This is a genomic window from Oxalobacteraceae bacterium OTU3CINTB1 (genome assembly GCA_024123955.1).
Lineage (GTDB): Bacteria > Pseudomonadota > Gammaproteobacteria > Burkholderiales > Burkholderiaceae_D > Rugamonas.
In genome coordinates this window covers 806033-825375 of the sequence record CP099652.1, presented here as the reverse complement: position 1 = coordinate 825375, position 19343 = coordinate 806033, and the positions used below count along the sequence as shown (strand labels likewise).

Below are 19343 nucleotides of genomic sequence, written 5' to 3'. Positions count from 1 at the left end.
ACCTTGTGGTTTCAGAAAAAAGTGATCTCGTCGGCGGCGGCGGCAACCGGCGCGGCGTGCTTGGAGCCGCTGTGCACCGCGTGCTCCTCGGCCATCGCGTAGGTCTTCTGCAGCTCGTGCAACAGCGGCGCCGGATCGAGCGGCTCGAGCACGTGGTGCGCCTCGTAGCGCACGCGGTTCTCGCGCAGCAGCGACGGCAGCAGCTCCATGTTCTCGCGCACGTGCGCCATCACCTGGCTGACGCGGTCCTGGAATTGCAGCTGCACCAGCGCCTGTCCCACCTCGCTCTGGATGCCGATGCTTTCCTGCTTGAGCAGGTCGGACGACTGCACCAGCGCGTCGGTCATGCTGCGGAAGTCGGCCAGCACGGTGTCGATCATGCCCTCGGCCGACTGCATCGAGCGGTCTTCCTGCTCGCTCGATTGCTCGGCCGCCTGGCTGGCGGCGAGGATGGCGCTGCTGATCAAGCCGACCCGGTTGGAGATGTTGCGGCCCGTCTCGGCCGAGCGGCTCGACAGGTTGCGCACTTCCTGCGCCACCACCGCGAAGCCGCGCCCCGCCGGTCCCGCGCGCGCCGCCTCGATCGCGGCGTTGAGCGCCAGCAGATTGGTTTGCGCGGCGATGCTGGCCACGCCTTCGGCCATGTCGCGCAGCTCGCGCGTGAAGCGTTCCAGGTCCTTGATCTGCGCGAGCATCGCATGCTTGGATGACATCGCCGATTTCATCGACGTCACCACGGAACCGAGCTGGGACTCGCTGCGCGTGAACACCTCGGTCATCGAGGGCGCGCCCTTGCCGCCACCGCCGTCCATACTCGAGACGTGCAGCGCGTTGTCCAACTTATCGACGATATTAGAAAAGCGTCCGGCCAGGTCGGCGACGGCTTCCTCCATTTGCGTGCGGGAGTTTTCGATATGGCGGCACCAGATCGGCAGCACGGCGTCGCCGAAGCGTTCGCGCCCGTCGAGGTAATCGTCGACCATCGACGACCCACCACCAGCAACGGCGGCGCTCTGGCCGTACGCGCACCACGCGGCGGCGCCCAGCAGCAGCGCGGCCCACAGCACGGTATACCAGCCCCACGCACCCCAACCGGCGGCCATCGTTCCCAACGCGCCGGCGCCTGCGAGCGCAAACGGCACCGCGACGCTTTTGTCTACTACAAATGATTTTGTCTTCACTAACCACCACCCGTTGAGGTCTCAAAAACGCCGCCGATGGGCGCGCCTGAAGGCCCAACTCTATCGCACTTGAACCGCGTTTGTTCTCATAAACTTTAAATCCGATACGTCGATTGCAACATCTTGTTGCACCCGCGCAACCACGAACGGAGCCTTATAGAGACTAGCAAAACGGTACTTTCGGGGACCCCGCAGCGGGCCGTCGACTCTCGACAATTTCTTACTTTCAATGTAGATTAGCAAGGTTGCATAGCTGTTAATGACAGCGTCGCACCCCCTACTTGATAAAGGAAGAAACATGAAACAATATGGCGCGGAATTTTTTGGAACGTTTTGGCTGGTGCTCGGCGGCTGCGGCAGCGCGGTGCTGGCGGCGGCCTTCCCTGGCGTCGGCATCGGCCTGCTCGGCGTGTCGCTGGCGTTCGGCCTGACGGTGCTGACGATGGCATACGCCATCGGCCACATCTCCGGCTGCCACCTCAACCCGGCGGTGTCGATCGGCCTGTGGGCCGGCGGCCGCTTCCCGGCCAATAAGCTGCTGCCGTATATCGTGGCGCAGGTGCTGGGCGCGATCGTCGCCGGCGGCGTGCTGTATGTGATCGCCACCGGCAAGGCCGGCTTCGACGTGGCTGGCGGCTTCGCCTCCAACGGCTACGGCGAGCACTCGCCGGGCGGCTACTCGCTGACGGCGGCGCTGGTGACCGAGGTCGTGATGACGATGATGTTCCTGCTGATCATACTGGGCGCGACCGACGAGCGCGCGCCGAAGGGTTTTGCGCCGCTGCCGATCGGCTTCGCGCTGACCTTGATCCACTTGATCAGCATCCCGGTCACCAACACCTCCGTCAACCCCGCGCGCAGCACCGGCGTGGCGCTGTACGTCGGCGACTGGGCCACCGCGCAGCTGTGGGCGTTCTGGGTCGCGCCGATCATCGGCGCGCTGCTGGGCGCCGCCATCTACCGCTTCATCGGCAAGCCGGAGGAAGTCATCGCGTTGACCAGTCAACGTAAAGCGGCGTAACACCGAAGTCATCCTCCCATCCTCTCCCGCAGGTCCGTGCCCAGCGCCCGGACCTGCCCCGCGCAGGCGCTTTTGCGCACCGCCGTACCCTCCGGCGTGAAAAGGTTTACACTTCGTCCTCGCGTGGTCGGCTATTCACATACCGGCATCCATTACACCATCGCCGGTTGCTGCAGCCGCGCCATCGAAACATGAACCAGGCATTCTTAGAGCACAGGGCAAAGTACCGCGACGTCGTCACACAGCGCTACCGCGTGACCCCGGAAATGTACGACGAGGTATCGCGCCTGCTGGCGCCGATCGCCGCGCCAATCAGCATGCGCAAGGGCGAGTACCTGCAGCGCATCGGCGTGCTGGCGCAAAGCGTCTACTGGCTGCACAGCGGCGTCGCCCGCACCGGCTTCCTCACCGACGCCGGCAACGAGGTGACTTTGTACTTCCGCACCGACGGCCAGGCCGCAGCCTCCCACGACGATCTGCTGCGCGCCAACCGCAACGAGCTGTCGCACAATTTCGTCATCGCCGAAACGGCGATCCACGGCTACCACATCGACTGGGTCGCGCTGACCGGTCTGGCCGAGCGCCACGGCGTGTTGCGCGACTATTATCTGAAGGCCTCCGAGCACGGCATCATCGACCAGGGCAAGCGGCTTTACCTGAGCGTGTGCCCGGCGCTGGGACGGCTGGCGGCGTTCCGGCGCGACTATCCGGGCCTGGAGCACCGCATCTCGCAAAAGGTGGTGGCGTCCTTCCTCGGCGTCACGCCGCAGTACATGTCGCAGCTGCTGCGCCAGGACGCGGCCGAGAACAAGCGAAACTAACCGGCTGAACGACCAAACCGCGAGGCGAAAAAAAAGCGTCCCGCGGGACGCTTTTTTCTGACCAACGCAGCGGTCTTATTTCTTCATGCCGGTGATCTTGTTCTGCGCGTCGACGAACACGATCTTCGGTTTGTAGTCGGCGATCTGCTCTTCGGTCATCGGCGCGTAGGTGCAGATGATCAGCAGGTCGCCCAGGTGCGCCTTGCGGGCCGCCGCGCCGTTCAGCGAGATCTCGCCGGTGCCGCGCAGGCCCGGAATCGCGTAGGTCGCGAAACGCTCGCCGTTGTTCACGTTATACAGATCGATATGCTCGTTCGGCAGAATATCGGCCGCCTCCAGCAGATCCATGTCGATCCCGCAGGAACCCTCGTAGTTCAGATCCGCCTGCGTGACCGTAACCCGGTGCAGCTTGGCACGCAGCATAACTCGTTGCATAGACATCTTCTTCATCCCTCGATTAGTAATCATTCAAGCTTGCCAAAGTGCCTTTGCGGGACCCGATGCAATGCGAGGGCGATATCATATCACTAGCCGGACTCATGCGGCTACTTCTGCCATTTATTTAGGCGACGGCGTGAAGTTCAAATCGCGGAAGTCGTAGCTGAAGTCCGTCTCGGTCGAAATGGGCTCCATCTTCATGCGCTCGATGCTGCCGTTCGGGTTCAGCGCGAACGTGACGTAGGCGTCGGCGTTGAAGCTGCGCTCCTTCCAGCGGACGATGAAGGTATCGTGCTGGAAGTGCTCCAGCTCCCCCGTCAGGTCCGGCGTGCGGGCGAAGCGCATCACGCGCTTGCCACCTTCGGCGGCGATGGTGACCTTGCCGTACCACGGGTCTTCATACGCGCCATCGTAGGACGCCAGCGGCAGCGACGGCGACGACCTGGCCGCACGCGCCGTGTGCTCCTTGCCCAGGCGCTCCAGCTCCTCCTTGTGGGCCGCCGCCTCCTGCTCGGCGTACAGCTTGATCCAGTCGGTGGCCGGCACCTTGAGGTACTGGTCGAGGATGCGCCAATACAGGGCCGCCATCGCCGGGCCGTTTTCGGCGTTGGTCAGGATCGCGATGCCCAGTTTTTCCTCGGGCACCATCAGCACCGTCGAATAGAATCCCACCAGCGCGCCGCCGTGCATGGCGATCTTGCGGCCCTTGTAGTCGCGCAGGCTGAAGCCCAGGCCGTAGGCGGCGAAGTTGGCCTTGGTCGCCGCCAGCGCCGGTTTCGGCTCGCGGATGCGCATCGGCGTTTGCTGGGTCCACATCTCGGCCAGTTGTTTGGCGCCGATCAGCTGCTTGCCGTCCGGCGTCTTGCCGTCGTTGAGCAGTAAATTCATCCAGCGCGCCACGTCCCCGGCGCTGGTGTTCAGCCCCACCGCGCCGACCGCGTTCGGCACCGGTATCGGCTTGACCACCACCGGCTTGTCATTGACCTTGCTGTGCGGCGCCGCGTAGTCGGCGCTGGCCAGCATCGCGGCCACGCTGGTGGTGGTGTCGTCCATGCCCAGCGGCGTGAGGATGCGGTCGCGGATGGCGTCGCCCCACGGCTTGCCATCCTTCTCGGCGATGATTTTTCCGGCAACGATGTAGAGCAGGTTGTCGTAGGCGTAGCTGTTGCGGAAGCTGGTGGCCGGCTTGATGTAGCGCAGCCGCGAAATGATTTCGTCGGTGCTGAAACTGGTGGTGGGCCACCACAGCAGGTCGCCGGCGCCCAGACCCAGGCCGCTGCGGTGCGTGAGCAGGTCGCGCACCGTCATCGCGCCGGTGACGTAGGCGTCGTACATCTGGAAGCCCGGCAGGTGTTTGGTGACCGGATCGTCCCAGGCGATCTTGCCCTCGTCGACCAGCATCGCCAGCGCCGCGGCGGTGAAGGCCTTGGAGTTGGACGCCACCTCGAACAGCGTTTTGGCGTCCACAGGCTTGGACTCGCCCAGCTTGCGCACGCCGTACCCCTTGGCCGCAACGACTTTGCCGTCCTTGACGATGGCGATCGCCATGCCCGGCACGCCGAAGGTCTTGAGGGCGCGATTGACGTCGGCGTCAAGGTCGAACGCGGGGACCGCCGCGGTGCTGGACGCCGTGCTGGACGCCGCGCTTGCGGTTGCGGTGGCGGCGGCGTCCGGCGCGGCGAGCGCCGTGCAGGTTGCCGCGCCGAGTGCCGCCATCAACGCGGCCGCTACAAAAGTACGGGAGAACTTCATTATTTATACAGTTTGAATTGTTTGTCGACCGAGGCCTGCGTCACCGGATGATAGTGGTCGCGCGCCTTGGCGTAGACGGCGCGCGCCCAGTCTTTGTCGCCCGGGTTCTTCAGCAGCGCGCTATACAGCGGCACGACGAACTTCTGCCGGCCCACGCTCATGAGGAATTTGTTGAGCGGATCGCGCACGTTGTAGCCCGCCTTGACGGAACCGAGGTAGAAGCGATACGCGATCTCGTTGTTGCCGGTCTTGGCCAGGCCGAACGCCTGGTCCAGCTCCTGCATCTGCGCGGCAGTGGCCTTGCCCTCGATGGCGTTCAGGAAGTGCATCCACTCGAGCGCGATCCAGCCCTTGCCGCCCAAATCGGCGGTCGGCAGTTCGCCCTTGAGCCACGCGGCGCGCTGGGCGTCGAGCGCGGCCAGGCGCGGCGAGGCCGCGCGCACGGCGGTGGCGGGAATGCCGGGGGCGTACAGCCATTCATCCAGCTCCGCCTGCGGCATGTACTCGGGGTGCGCGTCGAGCAGGTTCTTTTTCAGGTACTCGACGAATTCGTCGGTGGTGGCGGACTTGAACGCGTGCTGGTCGAACCAGCCGCGCAGGAAGGGATCGAACACCTCGCGTCCGGCGCGCTGTTCGATAGTGCGCAGGAACCACGCGCCCTTCGGATAAATCAGGCCGCCGTCGGCGTAGGTCGAGGGGTCGGTGTCCGGGCCGCGCGTGGACAGCGCCTGCTTGGAGGCCGGCACGGTCAGCAGCGAGACCAGCGCCTCCTCCTGCTCGACCTGCAGGTTCATCTCGGCGATCTCGGGGCCATAGATTTTTTCGACGATGCGGGTGGTGACGTAGGTGGTGAAGCCCTCGTTGAGCCACATGTGCTTCCACGAGGCGTTGGTCACCAGGTTGCCCGACCACGAGTGCGCCAGTTCGTGCGCTATCAGGTCGACCAGGCTGCGGTCGCCGGCGATCATGGTCGGCGTGAGGAAGGTCAGGCGCGGATTTTCCATGCCGCCGTACGGGAACGACGGCGGCAGCACGATCATGTCGTAACGCTCCCACCGGTAAGGGCCGTAAAGGCTCTCTGCCGCCGTGATCATCTTCTCGGTGTCGGCCAGCTCGCTGGCGGCGGCCTCGATGCGGGCCGGTTCGGCGTAGACCGCCGAGCGCGGACCGAGCTTGCGCACCTCGATCTCGCCGATGGCGATGGCCAGCAGGTAGGAAGGAATCGGCTGCGCCATCTTGAACTTCCAGCCGCCGTCGCCGGTGGCGGCGGGGTCGTTGTCGGCGCTCATCAACACGCGCAGGCCGGCCGGCGCGTCGATGCGGGCGCTGTAGGTGAAGCGCACGGCGGGCGTATCCTGCACCGGCGCCCACGAGCGGGCGTTGATGTCCTGCGACTGGCTGAACATGAACGGACGCTTGCCGGACATGGTCTGCGCCGGCGACATCCATTGCAGCGCGGCGGCCGACGGCGCGGTGCGGTAGTAGACGCGCACCTTCTGCGGCTGGAATGGCAACGCGATGCGCAGCGCCCGGCCCTTCTGCACATCGAGCTTGTCGAGCATGAAGGAGGCCGAGGTCCAGCGGCCGCCCGGATTGAGCACCTGCACCTTGGCGATACTGAGTTCGTTCGTGTCCAGCACCAGGGTGCGGGCCGACTTGTCGATCCAGTTCAGTGTCAGCTCGGCGTAACCGCCCAGCGTCTTGCGGCCGAAATCGGCCTTCAGGTCCAGATACAGGTCGCTGGTGCGGACCTGGTCGTAGCGCGCATAGCTCAGCGGATCGGCGTGGGCGGCAAGCGACATCAGTGCGGTAAGCACCAACGCGGACAGTGTCTTCTTGATAGGCATGGTGATCTTTTCAATGTTGGTCTGAAGCGCGATGCAGAATATCACAGGCATGTATCGGGGATGTGTACAGCGGCCAACCGGAGCGGCGAAGTGTCCCGGCGAACGGCTGTGTTAAAATACGCGCCGTAATTGGGGAGTAGTCGGCTTGCGCCTCCCGGCGCAGGAACCTGCATCAACATAATCGGTCCGCAGACCGTGGTGCAGGTGGTTGAAAAACTTGACGAGACCATGATCGAGGTGCGGCCATGATGGGCCGGAGTCGCGCCTGGATCATTGGTTAATCGTTTCCGGCCCGCGTACTACTCACTTCATCCAATGGAAGCATTCGTCGTCTCCACAGGCATTGTCGCTCTCGCAGAAATCGGCGACAAAACCCAGCTGCTCGCTTTCGTCCTGGCCGCCAAATTCCGTCGTCCCCTGCCCATCATCGCCGCGATCTTCATCGCCACCATCGCCAACCACGCGTTCGCGGCGGCCATCGGCACCTGGATCACAGGCCTGCTGGGGCCCGACACCCTGCGCTGGGTGCTGGGCGCCTCGTTCCTGGCGATGGCCGCATGGACCCTGGTGCCCGACAAGCTCGATGACGAGGACACGCGCCTGGCCGGCTACGGCGTGTTCATGACCACCCTGATCGCCTTCTTCGTCGCCGAGATGGGCGACAAGACGCAGGTGGCCACGGTGGCGCTGGCGGCGCGCTACGATGCGCTGATCGCCGTCGTCTGCGGCACCACCCTCGGCATGATGATCGCCAACGTGCCGGCGGTCTACCTCGGCGACAGGATCGCCAACCGCGTCTCGCTCAAGCTGGTGCACGGCATCGCCGCCGCCGTCTTCGCGGTGCTCGGTGTGGCGACGCTGCTGGGCGCCGGCGCCAGCTTCGGCGTCTAACCCCCGGGGTCAGTGCCGACATTCGGACAGGAGCTCAGCCATGGCGGCGCCATTTCGCATGAGGCCGTGTCTGAATGTCGGCACTGACCCCGCTGGTTGCGGGGTCAAGTCTCGGGGTGTAACCCTGACGATCAGGTTGGCTGGCTGGGCCGCGCCGGCAGACGCAGTTCGACCTGGTGGGTCATGCCCGTGTCGACCAGCGCGATCGCCTGCTCCTGTTGCGGCACGCCGTCGACCGTCAGCACCGGCACCGCGCTGGCCCCGGCGCCATCGTCATGCAGCACGCGGATCACGTACGACGATGTCTCGTAACGGTAGGTCAGCGTGAACGTGTTCCAGCCGGCCGGCATGCGCGGCGTCAGCGTCAATTGCTGCGCGCTGCGCGTGAGGCCAAGCAGGGATTCGATGATCAGGCGGTACATCCAGCCCGAGGACCCGGTGTACCAGCTCCAGCCACCGCGCCCGACGTGCGGCGCCACCGCGTAGACGTCGGCCGTCACCACATAAGGCTCGACCTTGTAATTGGCCGTGCCTTCCGCCGTCCTGCCGTGCATGACCGGATTGATCATGCGCGCCAGTTCCCAGGCCCGCTCGGTGTCGCCCAGGCGGGCGAACGCCATCGCGGTCCAGATCGCGGCGTGGGTGTACTGGCCGCCGTTTTCGCGCACACCCGGCACATAGCCCCGGATGTAGCCGGGGTTCGGGCCGGCCTTGTCGAACGGTGGATCGAGCAACTGGATAATGCCCGAGTCGCGCCGCACCAGGCGCTGGTTGACCTGCTCCATGGCGCCGCGCACGCGCGCCGGATCGGCGGCGCCGGACAGCACGCCCCAGCTCTGCGAAATCGAATCGATCTGGCATTCCTCGTTGGTGTGGGAGCCGAGCGGCGTGCCGTCGTCGAAATAGGCGCGGCGATACCACTCGCCGTCCCAGGCATTCTGCTCGACGTTGGCGGCCAGCTTCCTGGCCTCCTCGCGGCACTCGGCGGCGAACACCGTGTCGTCCTTCATGTCGGCGACGTCGGCGAAGCGTTGCAGCACTTCGCACAGGAAGAAGGCCAGCCACACGCTCTCGCCCTTGCCATGCTCGCCCACTTTGTCCATGCCGTCGTTCCAGTCGCAGGAGCCGATCAGCGGCAGACCGTGTTCGCCGAAGCTCAGGCCGTGGCGGATCGCCTGCACGCAATGCTCGTACAGGGTGCCGCTCTGGCCCGAGCGGCTAGGCAGGTCGTAGTAGGAATCCTCTTCCGGCTTGACGGCGCGCCCTTCCAGGTATGGCAGGTTTTCCTCCAGCACGCTCATGTCGCCGGTGCTGGCGACGTAGCGCCAGGCGCCAAGCGGCAGCCACAGATAATCGTCCGAGCAGTGCGTGCGCACGCCACGGTCCGACGGCGGATGCCACCAGTGCTGGACGTCGCCCTCGAGGAACTGGTGGGCGGCGCACAGCAGCAGCTGGTCGCGCAGCAGGTGCGGCTGCGTGTGGATGGTCGCCATCGCGTCCTGCAGCTGGTCGCGGAAACCGAACGCGCCACCGGACTGGTAGTAGCCGCTGCGCGCCCAGATGCGGCAGGCGATGGTCTGGTACATCAGCCAACCGTTGGCGATGACGTCGAGCTCCGGTTCCGGCGTTTCGATGCGCACCGCGCCCAGGGTCTGTTCCCAGTGCGCGTGGACGGCGGCCAGCGCCTCCTGCGCTGCGCCGGCGCTGCGGTGCTTTTGTACCAGGCTGCTGGCGTCGGCGTTGCGGCGGCCGGCCACACCGAGCACGAAGACGATCTCGCGCTCCTGGCCCGGCAGCAGGTCGAACGGCGCCTGGATGGCGGCGCAGGCGTCGAGCCCCGCGCCGACCTTGCCGGACAGGCGCGAACGGCGCAGCGCGGCCGGCGCGGCGAGCGAGCCGTTACGGCCCAGGAACTCGCCACGGTCGCCGGTGATCGAGCGCAGGCTGGCGTCGCAATTGAAGAAGGCGACGCGGCCGGTGAACTCGGTGTTGTACGGATTGCGGGCGAACATCGCGCCGCTGACCGGATCGACCTCGGTGAGGATATGCATGCCGGACTTGGAACGCATATCGCCCAGCACCCATTCGACGTAGCCGGTGACGGACAGCTTGCGCGCCACCAGCGTATCGTTGCGCACCTTGAGCACCGTGTACTTGATCGGCGCGTCGGTCGAGACGAAAGTCGTCATTTCGGTGGCGATGCCATTCTCGCTGTGTTCGAACACGCTGTAGCCGAAGCCGTGGCGCGTGACGTAGTCGCCGGCGCCGCGCGCGGGCAGCGCGGCCGGCGACCAGAACTCGCCGGTCTGCTCGTCGCGCAGATAGAAGGCTTCGCCGCTGGCGTCGCTGACCGGATCGTTGTGCCATGGCGTCAGGCGGTATTCATGCGCGTTCTCGTGCCAGGTGTAGGCCTGGCCGCTTTCCGAGATCACGGTGCCGAACTGCGGATTGGCCAGCACGTTGGACCACGGCGCGGGCGTGCGCTGGCCTTCGCGGGTGGTGATCACGTATTCGCGGCCGTCCGGCGTGAAGCCGCCGATGCCGTTTTCCAGCATCAACGGACGCGCGGGACGGGCCGGCGGCACCGCGTCGCCATATTCGCCGCGACCGTCCGCCAGCAACGGCGGCATGCGCATCGACTGCGGGCCCGGGCGCTTGATCTGCTCGGCCAGCGGACCACGGGTGTCGCTGAGGATGGCGCGCGCCACCGATTGCAGCAGGATGCGGTCCTCGTTGGAGATCTGGTCGGCCAGGCGCACGAAGATGCCGCCAGGACGGTCGACCGCCTGGGCGTCGATGCCCGAGGCGATCAATCCCATGATTTGTTCGTGCAGCAGCTGGCGGTACCCCGACTGGTCTTCGTACCAGATGACCAGGTCGACCACCAGGCCTTTGAGGCGCCAGTAGGCGTGCGCCTGCACCATCTGGCGCACCAGATCGATGTTGGCCGGGTCGCGGATCTGCAGCAGCACGATCGGCAGGTCGCCGGAGATCGCGTACGCCCACAGGCCGGACTGGCCGCGATGGTTCTTGACCAGCGTGCCGACATCGGCGCGCAGTGCGGCGTTCGGATAGATGACCGAGTTGGCCAGGCGGCCGTACAGCTGCGCGTCCGCCTCGCTGGCGTTGAGCTGGCGCAGCACGACCTGGCTGTGGGTCCACGCCAGTTCGAAGGTGCGGTCGGCCAGGTGGCGGTCCTGGTATTTGTCGATCAGGTGCAGCGCGGCGTCGCGCTGCTCGGTCATGCCGGTGACGATATCGACGGTGGCCGTCTGGTCCGGCTTGAGCGTGATGGTGTAGCGGATCGCCACGACCGGATCGAGCACCGAGCCTTCGGCGCCGTCCAGCGGGCCGCTTTCCAGCAGCGCGCGCGGCGCGGCGGCGGTGTTGCCTCGGCCGAGGAAGCGCGAACGATCGGTCTCGAACGACACCTCGACCACCTTGGCGTCGTGCACCGTCATCGAGTGCAGCATGTACGGCATGGCCTCGTTGCCGCCGCGCGGGCGGCGCGTGCACAGGATCGCCTGCTGGTCGCGCAGGATCTCGGTTTGCACGAACAGCTTGCTGAAGGCCGGGTGGGCGGCATCGGCGGCCGCCGGCGCCATCACCACCTCGGCGTAGCTGGTCACCTCGATGGTGCGCACGCTGTCGCTCTTGTTGGTGATGCGGGTGCGGCGCAGTTCGATGTCGTCTTCCGGCGAGACCACGATTTCCGTGTACAGCTCCATGCCGCGGTCGGAGCGGCGGAATTCGGCGCGTCCTTCCGAGAAGATCACTTCGTACTTGCGCGGATCGACCAGGGTTGGTTGATACGTCGTGGACCAGAACTGGCCATCATCCAGGTCGCGCACGTAGCAGAAGTTACCCCAGTTGTCGCGGGTGCTGTCTTCGCGCCAGCGCGTCACGGCCAGGTCGCGCCAGCGGCTGTAGCTGCCGCCGGCGTTGGTGACCATGACGTGATAGCGTCCGTTCGACAGCAACTGGGTTTCCGGTACCGGTGTGCTGTGCTGGGTGAGCACGCGCATCGGCGCCGCCTGCTGATCGGGCACGGTCGAACGCAGCGCCGCCAGCTCGGTGGTGTTGGAATAGAAGGCGCCGGCTTGCGGGCTGCGTTCCTGCAGCACCAGCAAGGTCGATTGCAGCAGCGGATCGGATTCGAAGCGGCGCTGCATCGGCCGGTCGTGCAGCAGGTAGCTGAGCGACAGCAGGCCCATGCCCTGGTGGTGGACCATGAACGAGCGCACCACGGCGCAGCTCTGGCCGCGCGGCAGGCGAGAGGCGGTGTAGTCGATCGCCTCGTAGAAGCCGTAGCGTCCCATGAAGCCCAGGCCCGCCATCTTCTGCAAGTTGAGGCAGGACGCTTCCGGCTGCACCATCAGTCCCATCATGGTGGCGTACGGCGCGATCACCAGATCGTCGGCCAGGCCGCGCTTGAGGCCGAGGCCGGGAACGCCGAAGGCGCGGTACTGGTAATTGAGGCTGGTGTCGACGGTGTTGTAGCCGGACTCGGAAATCCCCCACGGCACGCCACGGCGCTTGGCGTAGTCGATTTGCGCATCGATGACGGCGTTGTAGGTCTGGTCGAGCAAGGTGCTCGGGTAGTTCGGCATCACCAGCAGCGGCATCAGGTACTCGAACATCGAGCCGCTCCAGGACAGCAGCACCGGCTTGCCGGCGACGATGCACAACTGGCGGCCCAGCGCGAACCAGTGGTCCTGCGGTAGCTGGCCCTGGGCGATGGCGATGAAGCTGGCCAGGCGCACTTCGGACGCCAGCAAATCGTAATAGCTGGCGTCGAGGCGGCGCTCGCTGACGTTGTAGCCGATCGCCAGCAGATTGGTCGTCTCGTTGTACAGGAAGCCGTATTCCATCTGGGCGAACCCGCAGCTGCGCTGCGCCAGTTCGGCCAGCGCGCGCATGCGTTCATGCGCGGCGGCGCTGCCCTGCTCGAGCAGCTGCGCCAGTTGTTGCTGGCGTTCGCGCTCGGCCGGGGCCAGGTCGGTCACCGGAATGGCGGCGGTGGCGTGGGATAGGCTGGCCAGCTCGCGCAAGGTCGGCACGCGCGTCATGCTGGTGTCGAATACGGTATCGGAAGACAGGTTGACCCATGGCGTCAACACCGCCAGTTCGTCGAGCGCGGCGTGGCTTTGCTGAACCAGCGAGGCACTCCACATCGCGGCGTCGCTTTGTGGATCGACCTGCGCGTGCAGCGCTTCGGCGGCTTGCGCGGCCAGCACCAGCCAGCCATTCAACTGCTGCAGGTGTGTGGGATCGGGCTTCGCGGCCATAAGCGCCAGCAGCGGCGCCAGGTCCGGCGGCGTGGCGATGGATTCGGCGCTCTGGGTTGCGCTGGATGGCGCGGCCTTGTCGGCGTCGCCGTCGGCGTTGGCAACGGTCGCCACGCTGGCGCTTGCAGCCGGTGCACTGGCGGTGGCGGCGTCGTTGAGCGTCTCTTCCAGCACGCGCAGGGTGGACAGCATGCCGTCGATGATTTGAGGACCGAGCACCGGCTGGTCGAACATGCCGGTCAGGCCGGGCTGCAACGTCAGCAGGTGGCCCGCCAGGTTGCCGCTATCGACCGTCGAAATATAGATCGGGTGGAGCGGCTTGAGGGTCTGCGTGTCGTACCAGTTATAGAAGTGGCCCTGGTGGCGCTCCAGCTGATCCATCGCATCCAGCGTGGCGCCGGTGCGCGCGATCAGCTGCGACACCGTGATGTAGCCGAAGTCGCAGGCGCTCAGGTTGGCCAGCAGCGCCATGCCGATATTGGTCGGCGAAGTGCGGTGCGCGATGACCTGCGCCGGATGCTCCTGCATGTTATCGGGCGGCAGCCAGTTGTCGTCCGGGCCGACGAAACGATCGAAATAGGCCCAGGTGCGGCGCGCCAGCTTATGCAGGAACACATTCTGCTCCGGCGACAGCTGCGCATCCTTGCGCTTGATCGGACGGCTGATCCAGTCCGCGACCGCCGGCGCCACCAGCCACGCCAGCAGGAACAGCGCGGCCGGCGCCAGGCTGGCGGGACGCCAACCAAGCAGCATGCCGCCGATGAACAGCGCCAGCACGGGCGCGGGCCACATCCTGACCCAAGTGCTGGCGTTGGCGCCGGTGCGCGACAGCGCCGAGGCACGCCACTCGAGCATGTGCTTATGCGATACCGTCATGCGGTAGACGCTACGGACGATCGCGTCAAGGCTGAAATAGGCCTCGTATGGCAGGAAAACCAGCATCAATATCGCGTGCGAGAAGTGCAGGCCGGTGCGGCGCATTGTGGCGCGCAGATGCTGGCTCCATAAAGTATCCTTGGGCCGGTGCAGCAGGTCGTGCAGCGCGCTGACAAACGGCGGCAGGAAGATCACGGTCAGCACGGCGCCGGTCCACAGCCACGGGTCGGGCAGCCAGCGCCACGCGACGATCAGCGAGAGCACCAGCGCCGGCGCGGTCAGGCTGCGGCGCAGATTGTCGAACAGCTTCCAGCGCGACAGCAGCGACAGCGGATTTTTCTCGCGCTTGCGGCCGGGGCCCGGCACGCGGCCGAACAGCCACGAGATCAGCTGCCAGTCGCCGCGTATCCAGCGCTGGCGGCGGCTCACGTCGTCGCTGTAGCGGCTCGGATATTCTTCGTAAAGTTGGGCGTCGCTGAGCAAGCCGGCGCGCAGATAGCAGCCTTCCAGCAGATCGTGGCTGAGCACCTGGTTGTCGGGCAGGCGGTGTCCCAGCACCTGCTCGAAGACGTCGACATCGTAGATGCCCTTGCCGATGAAGGAGCCTTCCAGGAACACGTCCTGGTAGACGTCGGAGACGGTGCGGGTGTACGGGTCGATACCCGGCTCGCCGCCGCACAGCTTTTCGTAGTGCGATGCATTTTCGCTCGGCAGGCTGACGGCCACGCGCGGTTGCAGGATGCCGTAACCTTCGACCACGCAGCCGCGCGCCGCGTCGACACGCGGGCGGTTCAGCGGATGCATCATGGTGGCGATGAACTGCGCCGCCGCGTCTCGCGGCAGCTGGGTATCGGTATCGAGCGTGATGACGTACTTGATGCTTTCGAGCTGGCTGATATCGCCGACGACGACCGAGAATTTGTCGCGCGCGCCGCCACGCAGGAAGCGGTTCAGGTCCTGCAGCTTGCCGCGCTTGCGCTCGTAGCCCATCCAGGCGCCTTCCTGTGGATTCCACAGGCGCGGGCGGTGCAGCAGCAGGAACGGCGTGGCCGGGTCGCCGCTCGGATGGACGGCGTACTTGCGATTGAGTTGTTCGATCCGGTGCTGCATTTGCTCGAGCAGCGCGGCGTCGCCCGGCAGGGTCTCGGCGGGTGCGTCGGCGAAATCGGTCAGCAGGCAAAACACCAGGTTCGGATCGCGATTGGCGAGGAAGCGCACTTCCAGCTGTTCGCACAATTCCTCGATGTTGTCCTTGCTGTAGGCCAGCGTCGGCACCACCACCAGCGCCCTGCCCTCGGCGGGAATGCCGTCGTCGAGGTCCATGCGCGGCAGCGGATTGGGACGGGTGATCTGGGTGGTCACCCAGTTGACGAGGCTCAGCGCCAGCTGGCTGCTGCCCAGCAGCGCCAGCACGCCCAGCGCCACCAGCACGATGCCGTTCACGCCGTGGAAGGCAGCGCGTTCGAGCAGCAGCGCGGTGGCGACGAAGGTGATGGCGGCGATCGCGCCCAGATAGGATGTCAGCGGCGAGGCGCCCGACGTATGGCGGAACACCTCGCGCCACGGACGGCGCATGCCGGTCACTTTTTCCAGCGCCGGCAGTCCGCCGCCAATCAGATAGAAACCGACGTGGCTGTGGCGCTCATCGCCGCTGTTAGAGTGCGCCACGGCCAGTTGCAAGGCCTGCTGCGCGACTTCCACTTCCGACAGGCGCGAATGCTTGGAGATCTTTTCGACCGAATGGCGGTAATGGTCGCGCGTGGCGAATTCCATGCGGCCGTAGACGCCGGCCGGGTCCTGGCGCAAGGTCTGTTCGACCACGCTCATGGTCTCGACGAACTCCTGCCAGTCCATGGTGCCGAGGAAGCGCAGGCTGCCGATGCTGTTGGCGATCGACACCTGTTCGGCCGCCTGCTGCTGGATCTCGGCCTGGATCTGTTGTTCGATGGTGTGGCCCGATTCGGCCAGGCGGTGCGTGATCCACGACAGCGCCAGGGTCAGCGCCGAACTTTGTCCCTGCAGGCGGCGCGCCAGTTCGGCGACGAAGGCGCTGGTGATTGGTGGATTGGAGCGGGCCATGTCGGCCACCATCAAAATCAAACCGCTCGGATTTTTTTCCACCACCTCGGTCATCTGGTCGGCCCAGCTGTTGGCCAGATCGCGGTCGGCGCGGTTATCGGCCACGCGCACGGCCACGCGGCGCAGGTTCTCGATCAGCGCGAGACGCAGCATGATCGGGATCGCCCACAATTCGCCCAGCTTGAGCGGCGCGATTTCCTGATAGGCGGCGACGAAGCGGCACAGCGATTCGAAATCGACGCGGCCATCGCCGTGCGAGATGATTTCCAGCGCCAGCTTGTAGACGCGCGGGCAGCCTTCCGGCGCGCCACGGCTCAGGCGCGGCAGCTCCTTGCTGTACCCCTTGGGCAGGTGACGCCGGGCGATGCGGATCTGCTCTTCGATCAGATAGAAGTTATCGAGCAGCCATTCGGAGGCGGGCGTGATCTGCCGGCCGGCCTTGACGGCCTCGGTCAGTTCGTCGCAGGTGGTGTTGATGAAGTCGGCGTTTTCCGACAGGCGCGACAGCAGCTGGTCGGGACCGCCGCGCGTGCTCAGTTCGTGGTGGGCCGCCAGGGTCCTGCCGTGCGCGCCCATTTGCGCGGCGCTGAAGAGCTCGGCGCGTAAGGGCAGGTCTTCGTCGTCTTCGTCCGAGACCAGGGAGGCCGTTGTCGATTCGCGGAATCCGAGCGTCATCTCGGGCATTAGGGGATTGGACTTTTTCAACTTATACCTCGCTATATTGCATGCGAGACGCGGCCGCGCTCCAGCTACGGGCGCGACGAATCTGCGAATGGGAAATTATGTGCTAAGGCATCGTACTGGGGCGCGCGAGATGGCACTGTACGGTGACGAACATACAGCCGTGAGTGACGGAGTCCGGGCAAATAAAAAGGGCCATTCAGGCCCTTTTGGTGACTAGCATTTTGCCGTGCCGGTTGTGGCGGCAAGTTTATGCGGCGAGCGCCAAGCCGCCGCTGAGGCTATACGATTGCTGATGGCCAAGGCGGCGCAGGCACTGCGTGGCTTTCATGCTGCGATTGCCGCTGCGACAGAAAAATACCAGCGGCCGCTGCTCGCCGCGCAACCATACGCTGGCCTGGCCGGCCAGCCGGCTCAGCGGCACGCTATGCGCCACGCGGCCTCCCGGACCGGGCACGACGGTGGCGGCGAATTCATACGCCTCCCGCACGTCGATCAAGACGGCGTCCGGATGCGCGGTCAAAAACGCTTCGAGCTCGTCGCTGTCGAGTTGCATGTCGCGCTGTGTCGGCAGTTGCGCGGAGGCAGTCAACGTTGCCTGCGAGTGCTTCGTCATGCTGGCACAGAACTGATTCTGCTCGTCGCGGGTTGGGCACAGCAAGGTGTGCGGCCCGCCGACGGCCCGCAACGCCTCGTCCAGCGAATCGGCGCTGAATACGAAGCGAACGGACGAGGCGGGCAAGCGGCCGGCGTCGGCAGTTCCCAGCAGATACGCGCGCGATCCATTGTCGGAAACAGCGGCGGCACCACCGGCGGCCACGCTGGCCAGCACTTGCGCGCCGAGCGCGATCGCGCGCGCGGTCGCACCGCCCTCCAACGCCACCTCCACCGGCGCGGCGGCCGGCCAGCCAAACTCGTCCACCGAACCGGCAACGTAGTGATCGCCCAACGCGTCCACCAGCGACTGGCGTCCCGTGTCCGCCGAGGTGCCGACCACCGCCAGCACGCGATAGTTCTGGCAGCGCACATACGAGGCGATGCGCGACGTCATTTCCGGCAACGGATCGATGACCACGCAACTGCCGCTTGCCGCGTCCAGCGCCAGCCAGCTGCACGCGCCTTCGACACCCAGTTGCAGCAGGCCGTCGTGCGGCACGGCGGCACTCTCGGATGCGATCAGGCAACTGGCTCTCAGCGCGGCGCCGCAGCGCTCGATGCGGGCACAGGCGGCGGCGATCATTTCCTCGTCGGCCAGCGGACCGAAGGACATGCGGATGGCGCCGGCGCTGCGCCACAGCGGCACGCCCATCGCGTCGAGCACGTAGCTGGGCGCCGCCTTGGCCGACGAGCAGGCGCTGCCGGCGCTGACGCGCACTTCGGCCGCGTCGAACACGTCCATCAACTCGCGGCTCGACAGGCCGGGCACGGAGAAGTTGAGCGTGGTCGGCAAGGCCTTGCCGAACGGATTGTTGAACACCACGCCGGGCAAGGCGGCGCGCAGGCTGTCGGCCAGGCGCGCCCGGAAATTCCACAGCGCGTCGTGGCTGCGGAAGGTGTCGCCGCGTTCGAGCGCGGCCAGCACCACGCCCAGCGCGGCGATGCCGGCCATGTTCTCGGTGCCGGAACGCTGCCCCGACTCCTGGCCGCCGCCCATGATCAGCGGCGTGAACGGCGCGCCGGCGCGCACGTACAACATGCCCACGCCTTTGGGCGCGTAAAGTTTATGGCCGGAAAATGGGGCGTAATCGACGCGGGTGGCGGCCAGGTCCAACGTCAGCTTGCCCAGCGCCTGCACGCAATCGACCATCCAGTAGGCGGCCGTGCCGGTTTCCTTGATGACCGCTTCGATGCCGTCCAGATCGCTGACGACGCCGGTCTCATTATTGGCGGCCATGGTGCAGATCAACGCGGCCGAGCCGGCCACTTGCCGCAGCAGCGCCAGGTCATGGGCGCCGTCCGTGTTGACCGGCAATTTGTGCAGGGTCAGATTCAAACCCAGCAGACGGTTCCAGTGCGCCAGGCTTTCCGGCACGGCCTTGTGTTCGGTGGCGCCGTAGACCAGCAGGCTGCCGATGGCCTCGCCGCGCGCCTGGCGCTCGCGCAAGGCCACCAGCGCCGACAGCACCGAGGTTTGGATGCCTTCGGTGGCGCCGCTGTTGAACATCAGCCGGCCGTCGCCGACACCCAGCAAGCGCACCGCGCAGGCACGCGCCTGGTCCAGCATGGCCCTGGCCTTGAGCCCGGTGGCGTGGGTGCTGCTGGGATTGCCGAAGCGTTGGCCCATGGCGTCGATGGCGGCGCTGATGGCGGCGGGCAGAACGGCAGTGGTGGCGTTGCCGTCGAGGTAGATTTCAGTGGTCATGGTGTTCGCCGCAAGGATATACAAGTCAGCTGAACAGTTTAACCAGGCACTAAGGAGAAAATATGCCAAAATAGTCTCTCTTTAGCGGGTAAGTTAGCATGAGCAT

Annotated in this window: 8 protein-coding genes, 1 pseudogene and 1 riboswitch; of the genes and pseudogenes, 3 read left to right on the top strand and 6 right to left on the bottom strand. The window is 65.9% G+C overall.

Annotated features, from left to right (window positions below; genetic code table 11):
* Nucleotides 1-11 precede the first annotated feature (11 nt).
* A pseudogene (locus tag NHH73_03540) lies at nt 12-674 on the bottom strand (methyl-accepting chemotaxis protein).
* An 805-nt stretch (nt 675-1479) separates the two neighbouring features.
* On the opposite strand from NHH73_03540, the gene aqpZ reads away from it, so the two are divergent.
* Complete coding sequence (gene aqpZ / locus NHH73_03535; protein USX27383.1) at nt 1480-2202, top strand: aquaporin Z; 723 nt, start codon at nt 1480-1482, stop codon at nt 2200-2202.
* A 191-nt stretch (nt 2203-2393) separates the two neighbouring features.
* A complete protein-coding gene (locus NHH73_03530) occupies nt 2394-3023 on the top strand; it encodes a Crp/Fnr family transcriptional regulator (protein USX27382.1) in 630 nt (209 codons plus the stop codon).
* Nucleotides 3024-3098: 75 nt separating this feature from the next.
* Here NHH73_03530 and NHH73_03525 read toward each other — a convergent pair whose 3' ends face one another.
* From NHH73_03525 to NHH73_03515, 3 genes are all read right to left on the bottom strand, one after another.
* Nucleotides 3099-3458, bottom strand: coding sequence for an aspartate 1-decarboxylase (locus tag NHH73_03525; GenBank protein ID USX27381.1), 360 nt, complete (start codon nt 3456-3458; stop codon nt 3099-3101).
* A 123-nt stretch (nt 3459-3581) separates the two neighbouring features.
* On the bottom strand, nt 3582-5213 hold the full coding sequence (locus NHH73_03520; GenBank protein ID USX27380.1) for a serine hydrolase: 1632 nt from the start codon (nt 5211-5213) through the stop codon (nt 3582-3584).
* Nucleotides 5213-7060, bottom strand: coding sequence for a M1 family metallopeptidase (locus NHH73_03515; protein USX27379.1), 1848 nt, complete (start codon nt 7058-7060; stop codon nt 5213-5215). The genes NHH73_03520 and NHH73_03515 overlap by 1 nt, the downstream gene beginning before the upstream one ends.
* 119 nt (nt 7061-7179) lie before the next feature.
* Nucleotides 7180-7364: riboswitch (yybP-ykoY riboswitch) on the top strand.
* 11 nt (nt 7365-7375) lie between these two features.
* Between NHH73_03515 and NHH73_03510 the strand changes: the two genes are divergently transcribed.
* Nucleotides 7376-7951, top strand: coding sequence for a TMEM165/GDT1 family protein (locus NHH73_03510; GenBank protein ID USX27378.1), 576 nt, complete (start codon nt 7376-7378; stop codon nt 7949-7951).
* 131 nt (nt 7952-8082) lie between these two features.
* On the opposite strand, the gene NHH73_03505 is transcribed toward NHH73_03510, so the two are convergent.
* Both NHH73_03505 and NHH73_03500 read right to left on the bottom strand, forming a co-directional pair.
* On the bottom strand, nt 8083-16869 hold the full coding sequence (locus tag NHH73_03505) for a cyclic beta 1-2 glucan synthetase (GenBank protein ID USX27377.1): 8787 nt from the start codon (nt 16867-16869) through the stop codon (nt 8083-8085).
* A 256-nt stretch (nt 16870-17125) separates the two neighbouring features.
* The gene (locus NHH73_03500; GenBank protein USX27376.1) at nt 17126-19237 is read right to left on the bottom strand and encodes an aminotransferase class V-fold PLP-dependent enzyme; all 2112 of its coding nucleotides are present in this window, start codon (nt 19235-19237) and stop codon (nt 17126-17128) included.
* Nucleotides 19238-19343: the final 106 nt, after the last annotated feature.

Excerpts from the sequence above, each read along its gene's own strand:
- NHH73_03510 (USX27378.1), top strand. The coding sequence starts at position 7,376 with ATGGAAGCATTCGTCGTCTCCACAGGCATTGTCGCTCTCGCAGAAATC.
- NHH73_03530 (USX27382.1), top strand. The coding sequence starts at position 2,394 with ATGAACCAGGCATTCTTAGAGCACAGGGCAAAGTACCGCGACGTCGTC.
- NHH73_03500 (USX27376.1), bottom strand. The coding sequence starts at position 19,237 with ATGACCACTGAAATCTACCTCGACGGCAACGCCACCACTGCCGTTCTG.
- NHH73_03525 (USX27381.1), bottom strand. The coding sequence starts at position 3,458 with ATGCAACGAGTTATGCTGCGTGCCAAGCTGCACCGGGTTACGGTCACG.
- aqpZ (USX27383.1), top strand. The coding sequence starts at position 1,480 with ATGAAACAATATGGCGCGGAATTTTTTGGAACGTTTTGGCTGGTGCTC.
- NHH73_03520 (USX27380.1), bottom strand. The coding sequence starts at position 5,213 with ATGAAGTTCTCCCGTACTTTTGTAGCGGCCGCGTTGATGGCGGCACTC.
- NHH73_03505 (USX27377.1), bottom strand. The coding sequence starts at position 16,869 with ATGACGCTCGGATTCCGCGAATCGACAACGGCCTCCCTGGTCTCGGAC.
- NHH73_03515 (USX27379.1), bottom strand. The coding sequence starts at position 7,060 with ATGCCTATCAAGAAGACACTGTCCGCGTTGGTGCTTACCGCACTGATG.